Below are 252 nucleotides of genomic sequence, written 5' to 3' on the forward strand. Positions count from 1 at the left end.
GACCAGCGCCGCCGCCAACGTCAGGCGGGTGGCTCGGCCAGGCCGAGGCGCGGCGCCCCGCCGGCGAACGGCCCGGTGATCGCGGTGACCCACCTGCTCGGGCATCGGCGCTCCTGTCGGTCCACCGTCACGCCGGCCGGCCGGCCGGTCCGGGGGGGGGGGGGGGGGGGGGGGGGCGGGGCCGGGCCGGCAAACCGTACGCCTCCGCGGGGGCGGCTTTTCGGGTCTTTTTTTGGTGCGGTGGGGGGGAGC

The sequence above is a fragment of the Frankia sp. AiPs1 genome (genome assembly GCF_023716945.1).
GTDB lineage: Bacteria > Actinomycetota > Actinomycetes > Frankiales > Frankiaceae > Frankia.